The sequence below is a fragment of the Qipengyuania flavescens genome, from assembly GCF_029688735.1.
Lineage (GTDB): Bacteria > Pseudomonadota > Alphaproteobacteria > Sphingomonadales > Sphingomonadaceae > Qipengyuania.
The window spans coordinates 894,089-915,173 of record NZ_JARULD010000001.1 but is presented as its reverse complement, the minus strand read 5'-3'; the positions used below and the strand labels follow the sequence as shown (position 1 = coordinate 915,173).

Sequence of the window (21,085 nt, the reverse complement as noted above, 5' to 3'; positions counted from 1 at the left end):
ATTATCAGGCAGCAAGGTCCAGCGGCTGGATCTCACCCGACAGGTAAAGCCGCTTGGCCTTGGCGCGGCTGAGCTTGCCGGAGCTGGTGCGCGGCAGCGTTCGCGGCGGCACAAGTTCGACCACGCAGCTCATGCCGGTGACGCCGCGAACCTTGTCGGCGATCTGGTCGCGCAGCTTGATGCGCTCTTCGGGCTCGGACACGCGGCAATGGACCAGCACGGCGGGCGCTTCCTCGCCATTGTCGGTGTCGACCGAGAAGGCGGCGATATCGCCGTGGTTGAACCCGGGCAACTGCTCCACCGCCCATTCGATATCCTGCGGCCAGAGATTCTTGCCGTTGATGATGATCATGTCCTTCGCGCGGCCGACGATGAACAGGTAGCCATCGGCCATGTAGCCCATGTCGCCGGTATCGAGCCAGCCGTCGACCAGGCATTCCTGCGTCGCTTCCTCGTTGCGGAAGTAGGAGTGCATCACGCTCTTGCCCCGGCACCAGACCTTGCCGATCTGGTGGTCACCCTTGGCCGCTCCCTTCTCGTCGCGGATCTCGACCTCCATGCCGGGGATCGGCTTCCCGCAGTTGACGATGGCGCGATAGCGAGCGGGCTTCGAAAGATCGCGCGGACGGCCCGACAGGCGCTCTTCCTCGACCAGTTCGACTCGGATCCCTTCTCCCGGAGGCATGACCGTCACGGCCAATGTCGCTTCGGCGAGGCCGTAGCTGGGGTTGAAGGCACTGGCCTTGAAGCCTGCTTCGGCAAAGGCATTGACGAAATTCTGCATCACGTCGGGCCGGATCATGTCTGCGCCATTGCCCGCGACCCGCCAGCGTGAAAGGTCGAACCGGTCACCGACATTGCTCTGGCTGGAAATGCGCCGCGCGCAGATGTCGTAGCCGAAGGTCGGCGAGTAACTGAGCGTACTGCCTTGGTTGCGGCTGATGAGATCGAGCCATGCCAGCGGCCGGCGGGCGAAATGCTCGGTCTTGAGATAGTCGATCGACGCCTGGTTCGCGATTACCGACAGGAAACAGCCGACCAGCCCCATGTCGTGATACCACGGCAGCCAGCTGACCACGCGGTCGTTGCCGCGGAAATCCATCGAGATGGAATGGCCCTGCAGATTGTGGAGCAGCGCCTCGTGCGTCACCGCGACGCCGGTCGGGAAACGGGTCGAGCCGGAGGAATATTGCAGGTAGCAGATGTCTTCGGGCCGCGCCTCGGGCAGGTCGCATTCGGGATCGGGCCGCAGCGCGAAATCTTCCCAGCTCTGCCCTTCACAACCCTGCCGTTCGGCAGCCGCCGCGCCCATCTCGCCGATCTCACCAGGATAGATCAGAATTTTCGGATCGCTGCTGTCCAGCTGCACGGCAAGCTGGTCGATATAGCCTTCCTTGCCGCCGAAGCCGGTCGGCAGGGGCAGCGGCACGGGCCAGGCCCCGGCGTAGACGCAGCCGCAGAACAGCGCGGCGAATTCGGCGCAGGTTTCCGCCACCAGCGCCACGCGGTCGTCCTTGCCGATCCCGGCGGCGACCAGCTGGCGCGCGACCTTGAGCGCGTCTTTACGCATGTCGGCATAGCTGTAGACGCGCTGCAGTGTGCCGCGCATGTCGTGGAAATTCATGCCTTTCGCGCTTCTGGCGGCGTAATCCACCGCCTCGGTGAAGGTCGCGAAATCCGAACGGCGACGGGGGAGGTCGCAATCGTTCGGCGTCGGCGTCAATACGGCGTCGGTCATAATCTTGTAGCGATACCCGTGGATTGCGTAGGCGCCCTAGGCCACCCTCATGATTCCCGAAAAGCGCCCGTCGTTATGCGGGCGCTTGCACAGCCTTTCCCATTTCATGGGGACTGTGGCAGGAATATGGCCGATGAGTGATGCAGACGCAACGTCCCGGCGCAGAAAGCGCACGCCTAAACCTCTCGACGCAGTGCGTCTGGAGGATCTGGCGCTGGCTTACGTCGCGCGGTTTTCCACCAGTGCAGGCAAGCTGCGCGCCTATCTGAAGCGCAAACTGCGCGAGCGGGGCTGGGACGAAGATGGCGAGCCGCCGGTGGAGCAAATCGTCACGCGGTTTGTGGAAAAGGGCTATGTCGACGACGCGGCATACGGGCGCGCCAAGGCTCAGGGACTGCTTGCGAGGGGCTATGGCGGCAGACGGGTCGAACAGGCGCTGCGCGCAGCCGAGATCGGGGAGGAGGTGCGCAGCAAGCTCGCTCCGGGCGAGGCCGAGCGGCGCGCGGCGATCGTTGCGCTCGCGCGGCGGCGCAGGTTCGGCCCTTATGGCGGGCCGCCGCCCGCGGATGCGGAGGCCGCGCATAAGCTGCGTGAAAAGCGGCTTGCCGCGCTGCTGCGTGCAGGCCATGATTTCGACGCGGCGCGGCGCGTGCTGGAGGCCGCGACTATCGAGGAGCTTGAAGAGTGGGTCGCGGAAACAGCGCAGGACGATTGATGGCGCGTGGCCTGACGGGGCTCGCCGCGGCGCTGCTCGCGGCCTGTTCGGCGCAACCGGCAGCGGAAGCCGGACCTGCGGCGGACGTCGCGGCCGAGACGACGCATCCCGTTTCCGGTCTCGAAGTGATCCCGCTCACCGTGACCGGCGCAACGGGCACGCACCGGTTCGATGTCGAGCTTGCCGACACGCCCGAAGCGCAGCGCCGCGGCCTCATGTTCCGCACCGAGCTGCCGGACGATGCGGGCATGATCTTTCCCTATGACGGGACGACGGCGCAAAGCTTCTGGATGAAGAATACGCCGCTGCCGCTCGACATCATCTTCATCGGGCCGGACCGGCGGATCAGCAATATCGCCGCGATGACGGAGCCCTATTCGCTCGAATCGGTCTATTCGATCGGCCCGGTCCTCGGCGTGCTGGAACTGCGCGGCGGCCTTGCGGCAGAGCTCGGGATAGAGCCAGGCGACAAGGTGGATTGGTGATGGTGGGATGAGTGTACGCTTGCGCCTGCCAAGAAGCAGAGAACCGAGCGGATGCGAGGCAAGCGCGACTGCGCGTCCGCAGCGACGCGACCTTAAGGTCGTATGAGCGAGGAAAGCCAAGTGCGCGGATGCGCACGCCGGCGCTTGAGGCGCAGCAAATAAAAGGCTAATCGCGCCGCCATGAGCTTTCTCGGCAAGATCTTCACCTGGTGGAACGGTGCCACGATCGGCACAATGCTGTGGTCCTCGCGCAATGGCGAGCATGTCGGCACCGATGCGCAGGGCAATGCCTATTACCGCTCGAAAAAGCGCGGCGAAGGTCAGCGTGAGCGGCGCTGGGTGATCTACGAAGGCAATAATGACGCGAGCCGGATCCCGGCCGAATGGCACGGCTGGCTGCACGGCGCGGGCGAAGATGTTCCCGAGAGCTTCCTGCCGCCCCCGCGCATCTGGGAAGCCGACTATACGCCGAATGCCACTGGCACGACCGGTGCCTATCGCCCCGCCGGTGCACTCGAACGCGGCGGCAAGCGTGCACGCGCGGTGGGCGATTACGAAGCCTGGTCCCCGGACGCGTGAGCATGCGCGGGGCACTCGCCCTCATAGGCACCATGGCGCTTGTCGCAGGCTGTTCGGACGAGGTTCCGGAAACGCCTGCGACGCAGGAAACCGAAATCCCCGAGGATCTGCAGCAGGCGGAGATGCCCGAGGTTCCTGCCGACGAAGCCGGCATCGGCACGCCCATGGCCGAGCGGGTCGCCACCATCGGCCTCCTCAACAAGCGCAACAATGTCAGCCAGGAGTTCGAGCTTTCGCCCGGCGAGCAGCGGCGCGCGGGCGATGTCATCGTGCGGCTTCAGGCTTGCGAGCGCACCGCGCCGTGGGAAATGCCGAAAGAGACCGGTGCTTTCGTCCAGGTGCTGGTGCGTCAACGCGGCAGCGAGGACCAGTTCGCGCGCATCTTTTCGGGCTGGCTGTTCAAGAATTCGCCCAGCCTGAATGTCGTCGAACATCCGATCTACGACGTCTGGGTCAAGGATTGCGCGATGAGCTTCCCGGGCGAAGAAGCCTCGGACGAGGCGGCTTCCGAATAGGACCGGATTGCCGCCGGGATCGTCATGTACGGCGACCCCGTGGTCCCCGACAGCAGGTCGAGATAGCCCGCCTGCGGCAGCGCCACAGCGCCCAGCGTCGCGAGGTGTTCGGTCATGAACTGGCAATCGAGCAGCCGATACCCCGCTTTGCGCATCGCGGCGACCAGCCACGCCAGCGCAACCTTGCTCGCATCGGTCCGGCGGCTGAACATGCTTTCCCCGCAGAACACCTGGTCGAAAGCGACGCCATAGAGCCCGCCCGCCAGTTCGCCGTCCTGCCAGCATTCGATCGAATGCGCGTGACCGGCGCGGTGAAGCGCGAGATAGCTCGCCTCGATCCGATGGCTGATCCAGCTTTCCGCATGCTCTTCGCGCGGCTCGGCGCAGGCGGCGATGACCTCGCCGAAGGCGCGGTCGCACGTGACCTCGAAGCGGTCTTGCCGCAGCGTCTTGCGCAGGCTGCCGGACTGGCGAAAGCCGTCCAGCGGGATGATCGCCCGCTCGCGCGGCTCGACCCAGTAGACTTCCGGATCGCTGCGATGGTCGGCCATGGGAAACACACCCGCGCGATAGGCGCGCAGCAGCAGGTCGACGGGAATCAGTTGGGAGCCAGGGGCGTGCATTGCGGGCGGTCTTACCAGTTCGCCGCCACGCATGATATGCGCCTTGCTATTCGCGCGGCCCCATATTAGAGCGCGCCCTCGCTGCAGGGGTGTAGCTCAGCTGGTAGAGCATCGGTCTCCAAAACCGAGGGCCACGGGTTCGAATCCTGTCACCCCTGCCATTTCTTTGAGATGGCTCAAGAACCTGAGAAGCGTCAGGTTTCCCCGCGAGTCAAAACAGTGCGGTGCCCTGCCGTGGCACCCCCTAATGGTCTCGACTTTCAGACCATAAATCAGCGCGACTCCTAAGGCACGAGGGTCAGTCGCCGAAAGCCATCCCGAAGTCAGCTTCTAACTACTCTTCTTCGCGGTGTGTTGCCGTGCGTGTTCGTGCGCGGGCAGCGGCGCGTCCACTCCCACTCCACGTCGCACCACCCTGTCCCGAATTCTTGCCAGAACGCGGTTGCAAATGAGAATGACTTGCATTAGCGGGAAGTCAGATTGTGTTCAGGGAGCTCCAATGAAACCTCTTCTTCTTGCGACGACGACCGCGTTTGCGCTCATAACCGCACCGCCTGCCTATGCGCAGGATCGCTTGCCCCAGACCGGTGATCCTACCGCCGAAGCGGACGAACAAGCGATCGTAGTGACGGGCGCGCTTACGGACTTCGGAGCGACGAAATCCGATACGCCGATTGTGGAAACAGCTCGTTCGATCTCGATCGAAACCGAGCAGGATTTCGAGGAGAAGGGCGCCCAGTCGCTGGATGATGCGCTGACCTATTCTGCAGGCGTCACCGCCGAACCCTTCGGCTTTTCCACCCGCGGCGATTTCGCGCAGGTTCGCGGTCTCGATGCGCCGGAATATCGCGACAATCTCCAGTACCTGTTCGGGTTCTACAACACCACCCGGCAGGACATTTACACGCTCGAGCAAGTGGAAGTCCTGAAGGGTCCGGCATCGGTGCTCTACGGCGCAGGCTCGCCCGGCGGCATTATCAATGTGGTGACCAAGCGTCCGCATGGCGTGACGGAAAGCGAAGTACGGCTCGAATACGGCAGCTTCGATCGCGCACAGATCGCAACCGATATCAATATCGCTATCCCCGGTGCTGAAGATCAGGCCCAGTTCCGTTTCGTAGGCATCCTGCGCGATGCCGATACGCAGATCGAACAGGTAAGCGACGACAAGCTCGTCGTCGCGCCCGCTCTTACCCTGCGGCCTGCGACGGGCACCGAGCTGACGATCCTGGCCAATTATTCGGAGCAGCGATCCGATACCGCGCATCAGTTCCTGCCGGTGACGGGGACGCTTTTCCCGACGGCCGACGGTCAGGAGATCGACCCGTACGCATACCACGGAGCGGCCGGCTTCAACGCTTACGATACGGAAAGCTTCGCGCTTACGCTGCTTCTGGAACAGCAAATCAGCGAGACGTTCTCGTTCGAAGCGGTTGGTCGCTACGTCGATTCGCAGGCCGACTATCGTCAGGCGTGGATCGCCTTTCAAGGCAATGGCGTGCCGCGCATCGACGAAAACGGCGACGGGGCATGGACCTACTATCTGGCGGACAACCGCAGCGAACAGCTCGCGGTCGACGCGCGTCTGCGCGGGGAATTCTCCACCGGGCCGATCGAACACGAATTGCTCGTCGGGGTTCAGCGGCAGGATGTCTTCACCGATTCCGACACTGCCTACATCTTCAACGGCGGCACGCTTAACGCCTTCGATCCACAGTACGAGGATGTGCTGAGCGTCGAGGAGGTTCGGCAATTCCAAGGCAACGGTCCGCGCAATTACGTGGATTCGACGGGGTTCTACATCTCGAACCAGATGAGTTGGGGCTCGCTGGTTGCCAATGCCGGTGTGCGCTTCGACAGCGTCGACAACCGGGTGGAGAACGGGTCCACGCAGAAGGACGACGCCACCAGCCTCAGCTTCGGGCTGCTGTGGCGCGGCCCGGCAGGCATTTCTCCCTATGTCAGCTATGCCGAGAGTTTCGAGCCGGTGGTTGGCATCGACACGATTACCAACCAGCAATTGCTGCCGCAGGAAGGGCGCCAGTACGAGGCGGGGGTCAAGTGGCAGCCGACCGGCATCAATGCCCTCGTCACGCTGTCGGCGTTCGACATCGAGGTGTCCAACCTGCCCAATCCCAATGCTCTGGTCGGCGGCAACAGTCAGCAGGAAGGCATCTCGAAGGTGCGCGGCATCGAGTTCGAAGGGAACGCGCTGGTCGGCGGGCTGCGCCTCGATGCCAATGTCAGTTATCTCGATGCCGAAGATCCGAACGGCTTTGCGCTGACCTCGATCGCGGACTGGCAGGCTTCGCTGTTCGCGCTCTACAATTTCCGGAGCGCGCTCGACGGACTCAGCCTGGGCGGAGGTTTGCGCTATGTCGGTGGGAACGAGAGTAGCGGTATCTCGGCAATCGACGGCAACCTGCTGACCTACCGGGTCGATGGGCGCACGGTGGGCGATCTGTCGCTCGGCTACGATTTCGACCGGTTCGAATTCAGGCTGACCGCGCGTAACGTCACGAACGAGGAGTACTATGCTGTCTGCCTGGTCCGCGGAGACTGCTTCCCGGGCGAGAAGCGCAGCATCAACGGTTCGTTGACGGTCAGCTTCTGATGGGAGGCGACACGCCAATCTGGATAGCGGCTACGCTGGCGATCGCCGGTGTGGCCGTGCTCAGGCTGTCCTGGGGGAAGCCCCAACGTTCGACGATACTGAACATCGCCGGCTGGGTTACGCTGCTTATGGCGCTAGTCGTGGTTGACAGCGCGGCGGGCGAGTGGGGTGTCGCTATCGTTGCGCTTGTCGCGACCTTCGCGGCCTGCGTGGCGCTGGCTTTCGCGGCGGCGAAACCTGCCCGCAAGGGACGCGCGAAAACGATCAGGACGAGCCACCGGGGAAGCAGCCAGGTCGCTGTGGCCCGGCGATCCGGCTGGGTCACTTTCGGCATCGTCGGCCCGCTCGCGCTGGTTGCGAGCCTGCTTCTCGCGCTTGCCGTCAGGACCCTAATTCTCATGGCCGGGGGCGCGGAGGCGGACGGCAATGTCGCCGTGCTCGCCGCCGTTCCGGTCACATGGCCCGTCCTTTCTTTCGCCCTTCTGATGATGACGCGACGCACCCGGCAAGTCGCCTGGGTTGCGGGCATTGCGGCACTATCGGCGCCCTTCCTCTTGCTGCAAGGCGGTCCGGCATGACCATAGCGCTCTCCAAGGAAACGGTTCGTAAGGCGATCTCCGCCCATTCGGCCCTAGGGCTTGTCTGCTGTGCTCTGCTTTACCTGATCTGCGCTACCGGCACGGCAATCGTACTGTACGAAGAATGGCAAAGGTTCGAGCAGCATGATGCTCCGGAAATGACGGCAATTGCACCCGCCGCCATCCAGCGCGGGATCGAGAACGTGCTTGCGACCGAGAGCGACGGACCGGCGACGACCCATCTCTACGTCCACCTGCCGACGGACGATCTGCCGCGCGCGACGATCACCACCGATACGCAGGCGGTGCATCTCGACCGGAATGGCAGCATCGCGATGCCGGAAGAGAACGCCTGGGCCGAATTCCTGCTGGCTCTTCATTATCGCCTGAACCTGCCGGCCGTAGTCGGCATGTCGCTAGTCGGACTGTTCGGCGCGATGCTGGTCGCGCTCACGATCTCCGGCATCGCTGCGCACCCGCGCATCTTTCGCGATGCCTTTCGTCTTCGCGCGCGGCGGGGCGACGATGTCGCGACGCTGGACTGGCACAACCGGCTGGCTGTCTGGACCATACCCTTCGTCTTGGCGATCGCGCTGACGGGGACCATGATCGGCTTGTTCTACATTTCGGGGTCAGGCCTTGCCGCTGCGGCCTATGGCGGCGACAGCGAAGCCGCACTTGCTCCGGTCTTCGGCGGGGAGCCCGAAGGCGACGCTTCGCCTGCGCCGATCCCCGATGTGGCGCCGGCGCTCTCCTACATGGAGCGTGAATATCCCGGGACTCGCCCCTATTATGTCATCCTGCACGATCCCGGCACGGCGGGACAGCACATGCAGATCGTTGCCGAGCACCCGCGCCGGCTGATTTTCGGCGAGTATTACGCATTCTCCGGCGACGGCGATTTCCGCGGCACGGCGGGAATGGCAGACGGAACCGTAGGCCAGCAGCTGGCGGCTTCCACCTACAATCTGCATTTCGGCAATTACGGCGGGCTGCCGGTCAAGATCGCCTACATCCTGTTCGGCCTGGCGATGACCACCGTGGTGGCGACCGGGACGTTCATCTGGCTAGACAAGCGGGAACGGGCCGGAAAGCCATCACCGTATTTGCGGGCGAGCTGGTGGAGCCTTGTCATAGGCGTTCCCGTGGGCATCGTAGCCACATTTGTTGCGCGCCTGATGCTCGGCAATGAGGCGCCGTTCGTAGCGATCTTCTGGACGATATGTTTGCTGACGGTCGGCGTGAGCTTGCTTCGCTGCAAACGCAGGCAATTGAGCTTAGAGGGGCGAGAAAGAGCATTTTCGCGTACGTGATCATGCGGTAACTGGCAGGGTCCCGTCATTCCCGGCGGTACCGCAGGCGGCCGCGCTATGCCGAAGGGATTTCCTCTTCCTCACTTGTCCAGCGCGGCGCCGCGCCCTATCGCGCCGCGCATGACAGAAGAAGAAAAGCAGAAACGCGATCTCGCAGATCGCAAGTTCTACCCGGCCGAAGAAGAGGCCAAATTCGAGAAATCCCAGCCGAAGCAGACGCCGCAGACGGCGCATCCGGCCTATAAGCTCGCCTTCCAGGACAAGGACTTCCTGTTGCGCGAGGAATTGCGCCCGGTGCGCTTCCAGCTGGAACTGCTGAAGCCCGAAATGATCCTCGACGAGGCCGGGGTCGGCTCGACCATGGTCATGTACGGCAGCGCGCGCATCCCGCCCCCCGAATCTGCCGAGGAAGCGCTGGAAGGCGCCAAGGACTTGCCCGATGACGAGCGCAAGATCGTCGAGAGCCTTGTCGCCAAAAGCAAATATTATGGCGAAGCGCGCAAGCTGGCGCGGCTGATCACCGAAAAGTCGATCATCGAGGATGGCAAGCGACAGTTCGTCGTCTGCTCGGGCGGTGGCCCCTCGATCATGGAAGCGGCCAATCGCGGGGCCAGCGATGCGGGCGGGGAGAGCATCGGGCTCAACATCATCCTGCCGCACGAACAGGCGCCCAACAGTTATGTGACGCCTTACCTGTCGCTCAACTTCCACTACTTCGCTTTGCGCAAGATGCACTTCCTGCTGCGCGCTAAGGCGGTCGCCGTCTTTCCCGGCGGTTTCGGCACGTTCGACGAATTCTTCGAGCTGCTGACGCTTATCCAGACCGGCAAGATGAAGCCGATGCCGATCCTGCTGTTCGGCAAGGAATTCTGGACCCGCGTCGTGAATTTCGAAGCGATCGCAGAGGAGGGTACGATCTCAAGGAGAGACCTCGACCTGTTCCGCTGGTGCGAAACCGCCGACGAGGCCTGGGAACATATCAGCGCCTTCTACGAACTCGACCGCTAAGGCCGGCTCAGTCGGAAGATAGCGAGCGCACCGCCTGGTGACCGAGCGGGCCGTTACCCTCGCCGAAGCCGGGCGCACTCTCGATCGCCGCGAAGGTGAAGGCGCGGGCGATGCGCACGGCATGGGTCAGCGGTTGGCGATGTGCCAGCATCGTGGCGAGCGCGGCGGATAGCGTGCAGCCCGTGCCGTGAGTATGCCGCGTGTCCAGCCGGGCATGGCCGAAGCTGCCGATCTTGCCGGCTGCGGAGACGATCCGGTCGATGGCTTCGCTGCCCTCTCCATGCCCGCCCTTGGCGAGGATGACCGTGTCGTGGCGCGTTGCGAGTTCGCCGGCCGCGTCGTAGATGTCCTCGTCCGCCAGCATGTCCCGACCGGTCAGCGCGGCGAGTTCGGGCAAGTTGGGGGTGACCACCGTGGCAATGTCCATCAGCGCGCCGAAGGCGGCGATGGTCGCTTCGCTTGCCAGCTCTGCACCGCCGGTCGCGACCATGACGGGATCGAACACGATCGGGCCGGCAAAACTGTCGAGGCGTTCTGCCAGCAGCATCGCGATCTCGGGCGAGCCGAGCATGCCGATCTTGATTGCATCGGCGCCAATATCGTCGAGGCAGCTATCGACCTGGTCGAGCACGAGGTCGGGATGCATGACCTCCACCCCTTGTACGCCCCGCGTATTCTGCGCGGTTACGGCGGTGATCGCGGTCATCGCATAGCCGCCGAGCATGGCGATGGTCTTGATGTCGGCCTGAATACCGGCTCCGCCCGAACAGTCCGAGCCGGCGATCGAGAGGACGCGGGGCGGGGCGCTCATCCTTTGAACCTGCATTCTTGCGAGGCGGGAAGTTTCTCCTGCAACGCCTTGCTTCGCGTCGGGCGATCCATGAGTTCGCCGCCGCAATTGGGGCAGCGGTCGTCGAGCGCTTCGGAGCATTCGGCGCAAAAGGTACACTCGACACTACAGATGAAGGCACCGGGCACCTCGGCGGGCAAGTCGGTGCCGCAACGCTCGCAATCGGGACGCATTTCGAGGGCCATCAGGCGGCCCCCCTCACGGCATCGCAGATCCGGTCGACGCAGGCTTCCACCTGTGCCGCATCGTCGCCTTCCGCCATCACGCGGATAACCGGCTCGGTCCCGGAGGGCCGGATCACCAGCCGACCCTTACCTTCCAGCTCCGCTTCGGCCTCGGCGATGGCCTGCTTCACGGTTTCATTGTCGAGCGGCTTGCCGCCCGAATAGCGCACGTTCTTCAGCAATTGCGGCACAGGATCGAATACATGGAGCAACTCGCTCGCCGGCTTGCCCGAGCGCACGAGGCTGGCGAGCACGCGCAGCGCCGCCACCGACCCGTCGCCAGTGGTCGCATGGTCGAGCAGGATCATGTGGCCGGACTGCTCGCCGCCTACGTTGAATCCGCCTTCCTTCATCCGTTCCAGTACGTACCGATCGCCGACCTTGGTCCGCTCCAAGGTGAGGCCCAAAGTCTCAAGATACCGCTCCAGCCCGAGGTTGGACATCACCGTCGCCACTACGCCGCCGCCGGTCAGCGAACCGCGCTCATGCATGCGCGAGGCAATCAGCGCCATGATCTGGTCCCCGTCGACCGTCTCGCCCTTCTCGTCGATGACGATCAGCCGGTCCGCATCGCCATCCAGCGCGATGCCGATGTCCGCCCCTTCCTCGACGACCTTGGCCTTGATCGCTTCGAGCGAGGTGGACCCGACGCCGTCGTTGATGTTCGTGCCATTCGGATCGACGCCAAGGGTGATGACCTTCGCGCCCAGTTCCCAGATGACCGATGGGGCGACCTGATAGGCCGCGCCGTTGGCGCAATCGACCACCACCGTAAGGGCGTCGAAGCGGATGTCGCTGGCCACCGACTGCTTGATCGCATGGATGTAACGCCCGCGCGCGTCGTCGATCCGGCGGGCGCGGCCAATGCGGTCTGCCGAGACCAGCAAGGGCTGCTGTTCGAGCAGCCGCTCGATCGAAACCTCCGCATCGTCCGACAACTTGAAGCCATCTGGGCCGAACAGCTTGATGCCGTTGTCCTCGAACAGGTTGTGGCTGGCGGAGATCATCACGCCCAGGTCCGCGCGCATCTCGCGGGTCAGCAGCGCGATGGCTGGCGTTGGCAGCGGGCCGGTCATGATCACGTCCATGCCCACGCTGGTGAAGCCGGCCACGAGCGCGCTTTCCATCATATAGCCCGACAGGCGCGTATCCTTGCCGATCACGACACGGTGCCGGTGGTCGCCGCGCAGGAAGTGCGTGCCTGCCGCCTGGCCCACGCGCATGGCGGTCTCGGCTGTCATCACACCTTCGTTGGTGCGTCCGCGTATACCGTCGGTGCCGAAGAACTTGCGTGCCATATGCGTTGGAAACTCCTGCCTTTCGCGCGGGCTCTGTGCCGCGAATGCAGGGCGAAAGGAACCCCCTGCGATCTTTTCAGCCGGAATCGGCGGGAGGCTGCAACCCATCGCTTCCCCGCGCGTTGCAAACCTGAACCTTACCTTTCCGACGCCAGACAAGAGGGGACCCCCAATGGCATTCGATCTGATCGACCTACCCTATGACGACACTGCACTCGAGCCGGCCGTTTCGGCCAAGACGCTGTCGTACCACCACGGCAAGCACCACCAGGCCTATATCGACAAGACCAACAAGGCGATCGAGGGTACCGATCATGCCGACAAAAGCCTCGAAGAGGTGATCGCCGCGGCCCGCGGGTCAGACCAGGGCTTGTTCAATAATTCGGCCCAGAGCTGGAACCACGGCTTCTACTGGCACTCGATGGCGGCGGACGAAACCTCCGCTTCGGACGAACTGAAATCGATGATCGATCGCGACTTCGGGTCTGTCGACGGCCTCAAGGAAAAGCTCGCCGAACGCGGTGCCGGCCATTTCGCCAGCGGCTGGGTCTGGCTCGCGGTCAAGGGCGGCAAGCTGACGATCGAGGAAACGCATGACGGTGATACGCTGGCCGATCAGGACGGGGTGAACCCGCTGCTCGTGATCGACCTGTGGGAGCACGCCTATTACCTCGACCACCAGAACGCCCGTCCGGCCTATCTCGACGCCGTGAACGGCAAGCTCAACTGGAGCTTCGCCAGCGAGAATCTCGCACGCGGTACGACCTGGGAATACCCTAACTGATCGAGTAATTCCGAAACAACTCGAAAGCCCGCTGCGCCACTCGCGCGGCGGGCTCTTGTTTATGCGCTCAGCTACTTTCCTCGGTTTCTTCGCTACCGAAGATTTCGCTGGCGAATAGCGGCTCGCCGAAGATGAAGCCGATCAAATTCGGCCTGCCGACATGGTCGAACAGGGCGGTCAGCATAAGCAGGATGGGGACCGACAGCAGCGCACCAAAGACGCCCCAGATCCACGAGAAATAGGACAGGGCGATCAGGATCATCACTGGGTTCATGGTGAACCGCGCGCCGAGGATCGACGGGGTCACGACATTCGCCTCCACCGTATGCAACGCGAGATAGGCAATCGCCGGGACCATGCCGAGCAGGATCGTATCCGCGGTGCCGATGCCGAACAGGCCCAGCAGCGTGACCATCACGATCGGCCCGATATAGGGCAGGAAATTCAGCAGCGCGGCAAGCCCGCCCCACATGATCGGCGCGTCCACCCCCAGCGCCCAAGCGCCAAGGGCGACGACCACGCCCACCATCGCGTTGATCCAGCCGACTGTGAGGATATAGGCGGCGACGCGCTCCTGCACCTCGCGCAGCACCCGCGCGGCCTTGATGCTGGTTCCGAAGCTCGCCCGGCCGAACAACAGGCGCTGGCGCAGGCGAACGCGCGCTTCGATCATGAAATAGGCCATCAGCAGGGTCAGCACGGTTTCGAGAACCACGCCGGGCGTTGCGAAAGCCAGCTCTTCCAGGAGGCTCGGGCTGGCGAGCACCACCTCGCGCCCACCTTCGCGGTTCATCAACTCGGCCAATTGCTCATTGATCTGCGCAACCCAGGCGAACTGGCGCTGCAATTCGCCGAACCGGTCCATCACCTGGTTGGCCATCGCCGGCACATCGTCGAACAGCGCCACCGCCGGCTGGAGAATGAGCGCTAAGGCGAGCAGCAGGACGGCGAAAAATATCAGCAGCGCGACCAACGAAGCGATCGCATTGGGCAAGCCCCAGCCGTTCAATTTGTCGGCGAGCGGGGACAGGATCACGGTCAGCACCAGCGCCGTCACCAGGGGCAGGAACACAACTGCGCCGATCGACAGGACGAAGGGCAGGGCGAAGAACAGGCCAAGGCCGATCAGCAGCACCAGCGAGGAAATGAGCCGCAGTTCCTGCTCGGCAAATGCGAGCCGCCGCGAGCGGCCCGTGCGCGCAGGCGTCGGTTCGACCGGTGCGGAGGCTTCGCTGTCGTCCATCGCGCCTATCTGCCGCGCACGGCAATTTCTGACAAGTTTACAGTGCGGTTTGCGCCTGCGTCAGCTGCGCGCGGCAATGCCGTTGCCTGCGGCGACGTCGTCGAGTTCTTCGAGGATCGCCCGGTGCGCCGCATCGTCCTGGAGCGAGCGCTTGGGGATCGAACCGTCGCTGAGCATGGTATTCAGCGCCGCACGCGCGCGTCCCACCCGGCTCTTGATGGTCCCGACGGCGCAGTCGCAGATCGTGGCCGCTTCCTCGTAGGAAAAGCCGCCTGCGCCGACGAGCAATAGCGCTTCGCGACGTTCCGGCGGAAGCGTCAGCAGGGCGCGGTGCATGTCCGACAGATGGATCGGCTCTTCCTGACCGGCGGGTGCCGTCAGGATGCGCTCGGCCACGGTCTCGTCATACTCGCCGCGGAAGCGATTGCGACGCATGTCGGTGAGATAGGCATTGCGCAGGATCACGAAGGTCCATGCCCGCATGCTGGTGCCGGGTTGGAACCGTTCCTGCGCGGCCCACGCCTTGAGCAGGGTCTCCTGCACGAGGTCGTCGGCCATATCCGCACGTCCGCAGAGCCCGCGCGCAAACGCGCGCAGGTGCGGGACGACTTCCGTCAGTTCCCGCTTGAATTCGGCCTTCTCGGAGGCCGTTCGTTCATTGCCTCCCATCAGTCCTTCGTATCCAGTTGCTCTAGAAGATCCTTGAAGCTGTCCGGCAGCGGTTCGTCCACTACAGAATCATACAGCTTGCGCAAACCGTTTGCCCATTCGGGATCCTTGCCGTCCCTCTTCGCGGCCGTTCCGCCGCGAGGGGATGGCATGTGTGACTTATCGGAATTCATATCGATCCAGAATTATTCCCTCTACACCCTAATGCGCACGTCGCTATCAATGCGAGTGCGCAGAATCGAACCCGTGTGTGGAGGCGGAACGCAGTCGATAGCCTCTGGTTCCCGCCAAAATGTGTCATGGAACCAAACGCCGGGCGCGACATACTACAGGCACGCCATCAAATGATAACAGGGGTTCGCGCTGGGAACCGAGGATTTCGAACGAAAGGGTAGCCGCCGGCGATTGCTGGCCGAATACCCGCGTGCGGCGCCGGTGGTCATTTTTCTGCTGGTCATGGCGATCACCGTAACCAGCGTTTTCGGGATCGAGCGCGGGGAGACGAAGCGCGACGAAGCCGAGATCAATCGCCTTACCATGGCGATGGCATCGGCGATCGAACGGCGGGCCTTTTCCAGCACCTCCTATCTTCGTGCCGGTGCGGCCCTGCTGAGCACCCAGGACGAGGTGACCGGCACTCTCTTCCGACGGTTCGTCGAGGAGTTGAGGCTCGATTCCAATTTTCGCGGTGCGGAAGGGATGGGCTGGGCGCCATCGATCACGGCGTCGGAGGTGCCTGCGTTCGAGGAAAGGCTGTCCGAAGGCCGAGTGTCCGATGTGACGATCACGCCGTCGCTTGCCGCCCAGCCGCGGCCTATGCTTGTGCCGATCCTGTATCTCAGACCCGATACGTTGCGGAATCGCCGCGCGCTCGGCTACGACATGTACTCCGAGCCGGTTCGCCGGGCCGCCATGGACCTTGCCGAGCGCGAGCAGCGTCCGATCGCAAGCGGCCGGATCGTTCTCGTTCAGGAAGGTAGTGGAGACGAGCCCGGCTTCATCGTATTCATGCCGGTCTTCGACACGGGCGGATCGGGCCAGGACCTGAAAGGCTTCATATATAGCCCGTTCAACGGCCAGCAGCTCCTTGCTTCCGCCGCCGAGCTGGTAAGCTACGACGGCCTGTCCGCTCGGTTGTACGATGTCGAAGGCGGCGAACGCAGTCTTCTTGCCCAGCTGCCGGGTTGGCGCAATTCGGCGAACGTGGTCGAGCGCGAAGTCGAGATCGCCGATCGCAACATGCTTCTGGTGGTCGAGTCCGGGCGCGACGAAGCGTTGTCGATGATGTCCATGATCACGCTGCTGTTCGGTCTGGCGGTGGCCAGCCTGCTAATGCTGGTCGCGCGCCTATTGGCCCAGCAAGCGATGGAGGACAGTCGTTCGCTCGATTGGTTTGCGCAGCAGAATTCCATTCGCGATTCGCTGACCCGCGAACTCAATCACCGCGTGAAGAATACACTCGCCAACGTGCTTTCGATCGTCTCGCTGACCCGTCGCCGGGCCAGCGACCTCGACGAATTCGCCGAAGGGATCGATGGTCGCATCCGCGCGCTCTCGGCAACGCACGACCTGTTGACCCAATCCGAATGGGGCACAACGCCGATCCGCTCCGTGGTCGAGGTGGAACTTGCGCCCTATTCGCGCAACGCGGAGCACGAGGTGGTGCTCGACGGGCCGGATGTCGATCTGGCGCCCAACGATGCGCTGAGCTTCGGTCTCGCGATCCACGAACTGGCGACCAATGCAGCCAAATATGGTTCGCTCAGCGTGGACGGGGGAAGGGTCGAGGTCCAGTGGGCCAAGGTCAACGAGCGCCTTGCAAAGGTGGAATGGACCGAGCGCGGCGGGCCGGCCGTGGTCAAGCCGGCGCGCCGGGGCTTCGGCACCGAACTGATCGAGAAAATCGTGGCACATGAGCTGCGCCATCCGGTCGAGCTGGTGTTCGACGAACGCGGCGTCTGTTGCACGCTGCTGGTCCCCGTACGCCAGCCGAGCGAGTTTGCCCTGCGGGCAGCCTACCAGACCGGCAATAAGCTTATCCCGCACGGCGAAAGCTAAGCGCCGCCTTTGCTGCGAGCGCAACAAAAAAGGCCCGCCGGTTTGTGGCGGGCCTTTCGAAGTAACTTGCGATAACTGTCTTCAGGATCAGCCCAAGGGCCTGCTCGATCCGAAGAAGAGTGCCTGACTAATGGCAGCCCGAACGGTCTGTTCCTGGAAGGGCTTGGTCACCAGATAGGTCGGCTCGGGCCGGTCCCCCGTCAGCAGCCTTTCCGGATAAGCCGTGATGAAGATCACCGGTACGCTGCTGATCGCAAGGATATCGTCCACGGCGTCGAGACCCGACGAACCGTCGGCAAGCTGGATGTCGGCCAGCACGAGGCCGGGCGTCTTATCCGCCACGACTTCCTGTGCCTGCGTCCGCGTGGCGGCCGTGCCGCACACTTCGTGGCCGAGCGAGGTCACAAGATCCTCGAGCTGCATCGAAATGAGCGGCTCGTCCTCGATAATCAGCACGCTGGTTGCGGATTCCTTGTCGATTTCGCCGACAGCCTCCTGGACCAGCCGCTCGATCTCTTCAGGCTCCATTTCCATGATGTCCGCTGCCTGTTCGACGGAAAAATCCTCGAGCGTGGTCAGGAGCAGGGCCTGGCGGTTGAGCGGCGTGATGGATTTCAAGCGGTCATGCGCCGCGCCTTCGTGGCCTTCGCCGGAATCCGGTTCGGACACATCCATATAGGCGCTGGCCCATACCTTGTTGAACGCCCGGTAGAGCGGCACGCGCCCCCCTTCGAGCGATGCCTTGAGACTTTCATCGGCTAGCGCCGCCTCGAGCGTGGCGCGTACGAACGCGTCACCCGTGGCCTGCGAGCCGGTCAGTGCGCGCGCATAACGACGCAGATACGGAAGGTTGCGGGCAATTTGATCACCAAGCGACATAAGACCCCTTTTGGTTAAGTGCGCGCATTGAACGCCCTGCATCCGTCTTGGTTCCTTTACGCGGTGCGTTGTGTAGTAAGGACGAATGACGGGCAGGTGCAGGCGGTTCGGAACCCGTCTGTAGCAAAGAGGGGGAGATAATGCATGCACGAGGTTGCAAATCCGTACAGCTGCGAGAATTGCCCGCTCCAGAGCAGGCCGGGGTTGCGTCCGCTAGAGCCGCAGCAACTCGCTTACATGGGCGAGTTCAAGGAAGGTGAGATTGCGCTTCGAAGCGGCGATTGCCTCGTCCGGCAGGGCAATGAGGGACATCGGCTCTATACGCTAATCGAGGGCGTCCTGATACGCTTCCGCACGCTCGATGACGGACGCCGCCAGATTGTCAGCTTCATGTTTCCGGGCGACCTGAGCGGATTGCAGGGCGCGTTCGACGAGCCGGCGAGTCATTCGGTCGAAGCGCTTACCGACGCACGCCTGTGCACGTTCAAACGCCGGGACTTCATCGAACTGATTTCCCGGCATCCGCGCCTCGGTTACGACATCACCTGGCTGGCCGCGAAGGAGGAGCGTCTGCTGGAAGACCATATCGTCGCGCTGGGCCAGCGCAGTGCGCGCGAGCGAGTGACCTATCTGGCGGTCTGGTTGGTGGATCGGGCCCTCGAGACCGGACTCGCGGCACGCGACAATGTTCTGCACCTGCCGATCAAGCAGGCGCAGATCGCCGATATGCTCGGCCTGTCGCTCGTCCACACCAACCGCACCATCCGCCAGCTGGAGCGCGAAGGGCTGGTAATCTGGAAATCGCGCGAGATATGCGTGCCGGACATGGATACCGCCTGCAAGGTGGCACAGTTCGATCGTGACGACGCCAGCTTGCGGCCGTTCATATAGGGCAAGATTTGCGATTTTCCGGCCTTTCCGGAAGTCGCGAAAATTTTTTCGCTTTCCATGGAACCGGATTTCAGGCCGGTCATTTAGTCTATGTCACCGCCGAGACCCCCCTCCCGTCCAAGCGGCTGGTGATACGATCCCGAAAGGCCTCCATTGGAAATATCCAGTGGAGGCCTTTTTTCGTGGATCACGATTTTCCACCCGGCTATGGCAAGCATGTGGTGCTGCGCCGCGGGTGCGACGTTTCCTTCCTCCAGCGATTTGTAGGATTCAGCGGAGCCGACCGCGCAGGCGCGAAATTATGCCGCGGCGCTTGGGCTCGCGGAGCAGGTCGATCAGCGTTTCGATATCGTAAGGCTTGGCAAGAACGCAGCCCATCTCGGCGACTTCGTCCGGAATATCCTGCGGTGCCCCGGTCGAGAACACGATCCGCGGGCTGTCCGGCCCTAGGGTCTTAACGAGCTCCGCGATCGCCCAACCGTCGTCGCGATCGGCCAGATGCACATCGAGCACAATAGCGTCGGGGCGTTCGCGGCGCAGCGCATCGAGCGCCTGTTCCGTGGTCGTGCTGATCTCGACATTTCGCACGCCCGCATCGGCCAGTGCGTCCTCGAGCGCCAGGCCGATGATCGCATCGTCCTCCACGATCAGGACGCGGTCGGGAAGGGGCGGCAGGTCTGTTTTCGTGGTTGCGGGTGCGTCTGGCATTGTCTGGCGATCGAGTGGGCGGGCGATTGCCCATGTGTCGCCTAACGGTGCAAGGGCGCGGTGTGTTCCGGCAGGGCGCAGATCGCCGGCCCGGCGTGTCCGCAATGCAACAGCGCTGCGCTATAACGGCTTGCGATAGATCACGTATTCGCGGTTTACCGAGCTGTCGATCGCATCGGCTATCGCCTTCATTCCCTGGTTGTCGTCGAGGATCCAGCCGATCTCCGCTCGCTTCGCGCCATAGGCCTCGGTCGCGTTCACGCGGATCTGGCTGATCATCATGAAGGCGAGTTGGCTGGCGAGGCGCGAGTTATGCAGTTCCCTGAGGACCCCCATCAGCGGCACGCGCATGGCGGACCCGGTCGGCTTGCGCAGCCAGCGCAGCATCCGCACCCAGCCGAAGGGCAGCAGCTTGCCGCCGGTCTTCTTGAGCACTCCGTTTACGTCGGGGAAGGTGAGCATGAACGCCACCGGGCGGCCATCCAACTCGGCGATCATGTTGAGATTTTCATGGATGATCGGCTTCAGCTTCTTGCCTGCATAGGCGATTTCTTCGGGGGTGAACGGGACGAACCCCCAGTTCTTCGACCACGCGTCGTTGAGGATAGCCAGCACGATCTCGACCTCTTCGGACCAGCGCGACTTGTCGACCGGGCGGATGCGGATGCGATCGTTGCGCTGGCCCGATTGCACGATGCGGCGGATCAGCGGCGGGAAATCCTCGGTCACGTCGAGATCGTAGGTCAGCAGCGTTTTTTCACGCTCATAACCCGCGCTCTCGATCCACTCGGCGTAGGCTGCCGGATGGTGTCCCATCATGATCGTCGGTGCGTGGTCCTGCCCCTTCACGAGCAGCCCCGGCTCCTCCCAGACCGACATGGAAATCGGGCCGATAACATGCGTCATGCCCTGTTCGCGCAGCCAGTCCTCGGCCCGCGCCAGCAGGACCGCGGCGACTGCCGCGTCTTCGGCATCGAAATAGCCGAACATGCCCGTTCCCGGCCCCATGCCCTGCTCGGGCGGCAATTCGAGCGCGAGATGGTCGATATGCGCGGAAATCCGCCCGACATCGCGGCCGTCCTGCGTGGCAACAAATAACAGGTGGCTGGCATGGCCGAAGAACGGGTTCTTGCCCGGATCGACCAGCTCGAGCTGCTCCGAACGCAATTGCGGCACGGCATGCGGTTCGCGCGCGGCGAAGGCGCGGCCTAGGTCGACGAAGCGGGCGCGCCCTTGCTTGCCTTCGACCGGTTCGATTACTATTTCGCCTGCCGACACCAAAACACTCCCGTTCAGTCTGCGTTAGCCCGTTG

Annotated in this window: 22 protein-coding genes and 1 tRNA gene; 12 read left to right on the top strand and 11 right to left on the bottom strand. The window is 63.3% G+C overall.

Annotation, left to right across the window (positions count from 1 at the left end; all coding sequences use genetic code 11):
• Window positions 1–4 precede the first annotated feature (4 nt).
• Window positions 5–1,738: a fatty acyl-AMP ligase gene (locus tag P8R33_RS04475; RefSeq protein ID WP_278327772.1), complete on the bottom strand. Its 1,734-nt coding sequence runs from the start codon at window positions 1,736–1,738 to the stop codon at window positions 5–7.
• A gap of 133 nt (window positions 1,739–1,871) precedes the next feature.
• Here P8R33_RS04475 and P8R33_RS04470 point away from each other — a divergent pair, with 133 nt between their 5' ends.
• The 4 genes from P8R33_RS04470 to P8R33_RS04455 all read left to right on the top strand — a co-directional run bounded on the left by P8R33_RS04470 (window position 1,872) and on the right by P8R33_RS04455 (window position 4,032).
• Complete coding sequence (locus tag P8R33_RS04470) at window positions 1,872–2,453, top strand: regulatory protein RecX (RefSeq protein WP_278327771.1); 582 nt, start codon at window positions 1,872–1,874, stop codon at window positions 2,451–2,453.
• The gene (locus P8R33_RS04465; RefSeq protein ID WP_278327770.1) at window positions 2,453–2,938 is read left to right on the top strand and encodes a DUF192 domain-containing protein; all 486 of its coding nucleotides are present in this window, start codon (window positions 2,453–2,455) and stop codon (window positions 2,936–2,938) included. Before P8R33_RS04470 ends, P8R33_RS04465 begins: the two co-directional genes overlap by 1 nt.
• A 180-nt stretch (window positions 2,939–3,118) precedes the next feature.
• A complete protein-coding gene (locus P8R33_RS04460) occupies window positions 3,119–3,517 on the top strand; it encodes an NADH:ubiquinone oxidoreductase subunit NDUFA12 (RefSeq protein WP_278327769.1) in 399 nt (132 codons plus the stop codon).
• Window positions 3,518–3,549: 32 nt separating this feature from the next.
• A complete protein-coding gene (locus P8R33_RS04455; RefSeq protein WP_278327768.1) occupies window positions 3,550–4,032 on the top strand; it encodes a DUF2155 domain-containing protein in 483 nt (160 codons plus the stop codon).
• Here P8R33_RS04455 and aat read toward each other — a convergent pair.
• Window positions 3,957–4,655: a leucyl/phenylalanyl-tRNA--protein transferase gene (aat, locus tag P8R33_RS04450; RefSeq protein WP_278327939.1), complete on the bottom strand. Its 699-nt coding sequence runs from the start codon at window positions 4,653–4,655 to the stop codon at window positions 3,957–3,959. The genes P8R33_RS04455 and aat overlap by 76 nt on opposite strands.
• Before the next feature lie 85 nt (window positions 4,656–4,740).
• Here aat and P8R33_RS04445 point away from each other — a divergent pair.
• The 5 genes from P8R33_RS04445 (at window position 4,741) to P8R33_RS04425 (ending at window position 10,168) form a co-directional block, all read left to right on the top strand.
• A tRNA-Trp gene (locus tag P8R33_RS04445) sits at window positions 4,741–4,816 on the top strand.
• 338 nt (window positions 4,817–5,154) lie between these two features.
• On the top strand, window positions 5,155–7,269 hold the full coding sequence (locus P8R33_RS04440; RefSeq protein ID WP_278327767.1) for a TonB-dependent siderophore receptor: 2,115 nt from the start codon (window positions 5,155–5,157) through the stop codon (window positions 7,267–7,269).
• Complete coding sequence (locus tag P8R33_RS04435) at window positions 7,269–7,847, top strand: hypothetical protein (protein WP_278327766.1); 579 nt, start codon at window positions 7,269–7,271, stop codon at window positions 7,845–7,847. Before P8R33_RS04440 ends, P8R33_RS04435 begins: the two co-directional genes overlap by 1 nt.
• Complete coding sequence (locus tag P8R33_RS04430) at window positions 7,844–9,160, top strand: PepSY-associated TM helix domain-containing protein (protein ID WP_278327765.1); 1,317 nt, start codon at window positions 7,844–7,846, stop codon at window positions 9,158–9,160. The genes P8R33_RS04435 and P8R33_RS04430 overlap by 4 nt, the downstream gene beginning before the upstream one ends.
• Before the next feature lie 120 nt (window positions 9,161–9,280).
• The gene (locus P8R33_RS04425) at window positions 9,281–10,168 is read left to right on the top strand and encodes an LOG family protein (RefSeq protein WP_278327764.1); all 888 of its coding nucleotides are present in this window, start codon (window positions 9,281–9,283) and stop codon (window positions 10,166–10,168) included.
• A gap of 7 nt (window positions 10,169–10,175) precedes the next feature.
• Here the strand turns inward: P8R33_RS04425 and thiD are convergent, their stop codons facing one another.
• The 3 genes from thiD to glmM are packed head-to-tail and all read right to left on the bottom strand — an operon-like array spanning window position 10,176 to window position 12,540.
• The gene (thiD, locus tag P8R33_RS04420; protein WP_278327763.1) at window positions 10,176–10,979 is read right to left on the bottom strand and encodes a bifunctional hydroxymethylpyrimidine kinase/phosphomethylpyrimidine kinase; all 804 of its coding nucleotides are present in this window, start codon (window positions 10,977–10,979) and stop codon (window positions 10,176–10,178) included.
• Window positions 10,976–11,203: a DUF1272 domain-containing protein gene (locus P8R33_RS04415; protein WP_278327762.1), complete on the bottom strand. Its 228-nt coding sequence runs from the start codon at window positions 11,201–11,203 to the stop codon at window positions 10,976–10,978. The genes thiD and P8R33_RS04415 overlap by 4 nt, the downstream gene beginning before the upstream one ends.
• Entirely contained in the window at window positions 11,203–12,540 is a 1,338-nt protein-coding gene (glmM, locus tag P8R33_RS04410) for a phosphoglucosamine mutase (protein ID WP_278327761.1), read from the bottom strand. Before glmM ends, P8R33_RS04415 begins: the two co-directional genes overlap by 1 nt.
• A 172-nt stretch (window positions 12,541–12,712) precedes the next feature.
• Between glmM and P8R33_RS04405 the strand changes: the two genes are divergently transcribed.
• On the top strand, window positions 12,713–13,324 hold the full coding sequence (locus P8R33_RS04405; RefSeq protein WP_278327760.1) for a superoxide dismutase: 612 nt from the start codon (window positions 12,713–12,715) through the stop codon (window positions 13,322–13,324).
• Window positions 13,325–13,391: 67 nt separating this feature from the next.
• Here the strand turns inward: P8R33_RS04405 and P8R33_RS04400 are convergent, their stop codons facing one another.
• The 3 genes from P8R33_RS04400 to P8R33_RS04390 are packed head-to-tail and all read right to left on the bottom strand — an operon-like array spanning window position 13,392 to window position 15,388.
• Window positions 13,392–14,567, bottom strand: coding sequence for an AI-2E family transporter (locus P8R33_RS04400; protein ID WP_278327759.1), 1,176 nt, complete (start codon window positions 14,565–14,567; stop codon window positions 13,392–13,394).
• Window positions 14,568–14,627: 60 nt separating this feature from the next.
• The gene (locus P8R33_RS04395; RefSeq protein WP_278327758.1) at window positions 14,628–15,236 is read right to left on the bottom strand and encodes a sigma-70 family RNA polymerase sigma factor; all 609 of its coding nucleotides are present in this window, start codon (window positions 15,234–15,236) and stop codon (window positions 14,628–14,630) included.
• Entirely contained in the window at window positions 15,236–15,388 is a 153-nt protein-coding gene (locus P8R33_RS04390) for a NepR family anti-sigma factor (RefSeq protein ID WP_446532495.1), read from the bottom strand. Before P8R33_RS04390 ends, P8R33_RS04395 begins: the two co-directional genes overlap by 1 nt.
• 253 nt (window positions 15,389–15,641) lie before the next feature.
• Here P8R33_RS04390 and P8R33_RS04385 point away from each other — a divergent pair, with 253 nt between their 5' ends.
• Complete coding sequence (locus P8R33_RS04385; protein ID WP_278327756.1) at window positions 15,642–17,294, top strand: CHASE domain-containing protein; 1,653 nt, start codon at window positions 15,642–15,644, stop codon at window positions 17,292–17,294.
• An 87-nt stretch (window positions 17,295–17,381) separates the two neighbouring features.
• Here the strand turns inward: P8R33_RS04385 and P8R33_RS04380 are convergent, their stop codons facing one another.
• Window positions 17,382–18,173 carry a response regulator gene (locus tag P8R33_RS04380; protein ID WP_278327755.1) on the bottom strand — a complete coding sequence of 264 codons (792 nt, stop codon included), beginning with the start codon at window positions 18,171–18,173 and terminating at the stop codon, window positions 17,382–17,384.
• A gap of 144 nt (window positions 18,174–18,317) precedes the next feature.
• On the opposite strand from P8R33_RS04380, the gene P8R33_RS04375 reads away from it, so the two are divergent.
• The gene (locus P8R33_RS04375; RefSeq protein WP_278327754.1) at window positions 18,318–19,064 is read left to right on the top strand and encodes a Crp/Fnr family transcriptional regulator; all 747 of its coding nucleotides are present in this window, start codon (window positions 18,318–18,320) and stop codon (window positions 19,062–19,064) included.
• A 270-nt stretch (window positions 19,065–19,334) separates the two neighbouring features.
• On the opposite strand, the gene P8R33_RS04370 is transcribed toward P8R33_RS04375, so the two are convergent.
• Both P8R33_RS04370 and P8R33_RS04365 read right to left on the bottom strand, forming a co-directional pair.
• A complete protein-coding gene (locus tag P8R33_RS04370) occupies window positions 19,335–19,772 on the bottom strand; it encodes a response regulator (RefSeq protein WP_278327753.1) in 438 nt (145 codons plus the stop codon).
• 120 nt (window positions 19,773–19,892) lie between these two features.
• Window positions 19,893–21,050, bottom strand: coding sequence for an N-acetyltransferase (locus P8R33_RS04365; protein WP_278327752.1), 1,158 nt, complete (start codon window positions 21,048–21,050; stop codon window positions 19,893–19,895).
• Window positions 21,051–21,085: the final 35 nt, after the last annotated feature.

Bases quoted from the DNA above. Each gene is read 5' to 3' on its own strand.
- thiD (WP_278327763.1), bottom strand. From the start codon at position 10,979: ATGAGCGCCCCGCCCCGCGTCCTCTCGATCGCCGGCTCGGACTGTTCG.
- P8R33_RS04375 (WP_278327754.1), top strand. From the start codon at position 18,318: ATGCACGAGGTTGCAAATCCGTACAGCTGCGAGAATTGCCCGCTCCAG.
- P8R33_RS04475 (WP_278327772.1), bottom strand. From the start codon at position 1,738: ATGACCGACGCCGTATTGACGCCGACGCCGAACGATTGCGACCTCCCC.
- glmM (WP_278327761.1), bottom strand. From the start codon at position 12,540: ATGGCACGCAAGTTCTTCGGCACCGACGGTATACGCGGACGCACCAAC.
- P8R33_RS04425 (WP_278327764.1), top strand. From the start codon at position 9,281: ATGACAGAAGAAGAAAAGCAGAAACGCGATCTCGCAGATCGCAAGTTC.
- aat (WP_278327939.1), bottom strand. From the start codon at position 4,655: ATGCACGCCCCTGGCTCCCAACTGATTCCCGTCGACCTGCTGCTGCGC.
- P8R33_RS04370 (WP_278327753.1), bottom strand. From the start codon at position 19,772: ATGCCAGACGCACCCGCAACCACGAAAACAGACCTGCCGCCCCTTCCC.
- P8R33_RS04460 (WP_278327769.1), top strand. From the start codon at position 3,119: ATGAGCTTTCTCGGCAAGATCTTCACCTGGTGGAACGGTGCCACGATC.
- P8R33_RS04465 (WP_278327770.1), top strand. From the start codon at position 2,453: ATGGCGCGTGGCCTGACGGGGCTCGCCGCGGCGCTGCTCGCGGCCTGT.
- P8R33_RS04380 (WP_278327755.1), bottom strand. From the start codon at position 18,173: ATGTCGCTTGGTGATCAAATTGCCCGCAACCTTCCGTATCTGCGTCGT.
- P8R33_RS04400 (WP_278327759.1), bottom strand. From the start codon at position 14,567: ATGGACGACAGCGAAGCCTCCGCACCGGTCGAACCGACGCCTGCGCGC.
- P8R33_RS04390 (WP_446532495.1), bottom strand. From the start codon at position 15,388: ATGCCATCCCCTCGCGGCGGAACGGCCGCGAAGAGGGACGGCAAGGAT.
- P8R33_RS04395 (WP_278327758.1), bottom strand. From the start codon at position 15,236: ATGGGAGGCAATGAACGAACGGCCTCCGAGAAGGCCGAATTCAAGCGG.
- P8R33_RS04440 (WP_278327767.1), top strand. From the start codon at position 5,155: ATGAAACCTCTTCTTCTTGCGACGACGACCGCGTTTGCGCTCATAACC.
- P8R33_RS04470 (WP_278327771.1), top strand. From the start codon at position 1,872: ATGAGTGATGCAGACGCAACGTCCCGGCGCAGAAAGCGCACGCCTAAA.
- P8R33_RS04415 (WP_278327762.1), bottom strand. From the start codon at position 11,203: ATGGCCCTCGAAATGCGTCCCGATTGCGAGCGTTGCGGCACCGACTTG.
- P8R33_RS04455 (WP_278327768.1), top strand. From the start codon at position 3,550: ATGGCGCTTGTCGCAGGCTGTTCGGACGAGGTTCCGGAAACGCCTGCG.
- P8R33_RS04430 (WP_278327765.1), top strand. From the start codon at position 7,844: ATGACCATAGCGCTCTCCAAGGAAACGGTTCGTAAGGCGATCTCCGCC.
- P8R33_RS04435 (WP_278327766.1), top strand. From the start codon at position 7,269: ATGGGAGGCGACACGCCAATCTGGATAGCGGCTACGCTGGCGATCGCC.
- P8R33_RS04405 (WP_278327760.1), top strand. From the start codon at position 12,713: ATGGCATTCGATCTGATCGACCTACCCTATGACGACACTGCACTCGAG.